The sequence below is a fragment of the Streptomyces sp. NPDC102467 genome, from assembly GCF_044765445.1.
Taxonomy (GTDB): Bacteria; Actinomycetota; Actinomycetes; order Streptomycetales; family Streptomycetaceae; genus Streptomyces.
Genome location: NZ_JBIWKA010000073.1, coordinates 1 through 1330 on the forward strand (window position 1 = coordinate 1; position 1330 = coordinate 1330).

At 66.0% G+C, this 1330-nt stretch carries 1 protein-coding gene; it reads left to right on the forward strand.

Translation table 11 applies throughout. The features are described 5' to 3' along the window. Positions 1-50: 50 nt before the first annotated feature. A protein-coding gene (locus tag ACIREE_RS42690) for an IS3 family transposase (protein WP_404164992.1) occupies positions 51-1303 on the forward strand; the annotation gives its coding sequence in 2 pieces (ribosomal slippage) (positions 51-333 and positions 333-1303; 1254 coding nt in all). The last annotated feature ends 27 nt before the right edge of the window (positions 1304-1330 follow it).

Below are 1330 nucleotides of genomic sequence, written 5' to 3' on the forward strand. Positions count from 1 at the left end.
TGAACCGTTCCGGGTTCGGTAGGGACTCGATCGTTTGAGAGGATCGAGTCATGGCACGTCCTTCCCAGTACCCGCTTGAGCTGCGCCGTCGTGCGGTGCGGATGGTCGCCGAGGTGCGGCCCGACTACGACACCGAGTGGGCCGCGATGAAAGCGGTCGCCTCCAAGCTCGGGATCGGCACGACCGAGACGCTGCGCAAGTGGGTGCGGCAGGATCAGATCGACGCCGGTACCCGGCCGGGCACCACGACCGAGGAGTCGGCCGAGCTGAAGCGGCTGAAGAAGGAGAACACCGAGTTGAAGCGGGCGAACGAGATCCTCAAGGCCGCGGCGTCTTTCTTCGCGGCCGAGCTCGACCGGCCACACACGCGCTCGTAGCGTTCATCGACGAGCACCGGGACCGCTTCGGCGGTGTCGAGCCGATCTGCCGAGTGCTGACGGAGCACGACTGCAAGATCGCCCCTGCCACCTACTACGCCCACCACAAACGACAGGTCACGCCGTCCGCCAGGACCGTGCGGGACGCCCAGCTGAAAGAGCACATCAGCGAGGTCTTCGAGGCCAACTACCGCGTTTACGGCGCGAGGAAGATCTGGCGGGAGCTGAACCGGCAGGGCCACGCAGTGGCCCGCTGCACCGTCGAACGGCAGATGCACCAGCTCGGCATCACCGGCGCCGTCCGCGGCCGGCGCGTGATCACCACGCTGCCCGGCGGCCAGACCGATCGGGCCCCGGACCTCGTCGACCGCGACTTCGTCGCCGGCGCCCCGAACCGGTGCTGGGTCGCGGACTTCACCCACGTGAAGACCTGGGCAGGTGTCGTCTACGTCGCCTTCGTCGTGGACACCTTCTCCCGCCGGATCGTCGGCTGGTCCGCGGCCGCTGTGAAGGAAACGGTCTTCGTACTGGACGCCCTGGAGATGGCGCTGTGGCAACGCGACCGCGACCAACGCCCCGTTCAGCCCGGCGAGTTGATACATCACTCGGATGCCGGGTCGCAGTACACGAGTTTCCGCCTCGCCGAGCATCTGGAGGCCGCCGGCATCGCTGCCTCCATCGGATCGGTGGGCGACGCCTATGACAACGCCTTGATGGAGAGCACGATCGGCCTGTTCAAGACCGAACTGATCAAGCCCCGGCGGCCATGGAAGACGCTGTCCGACGTCGAGCTCGCCACCGCCGAGTACGTCGACTGGTACAACCATCGGCGACTCCACGGTGAGATAGGCCACGTCCCGCCGGTCGAATACGAGAACAACCACTACCTCGCAACCACGAAACCACAGGTCACACCCAACATCTGAGATCTCTACCGAACCCGGAACGGTTCA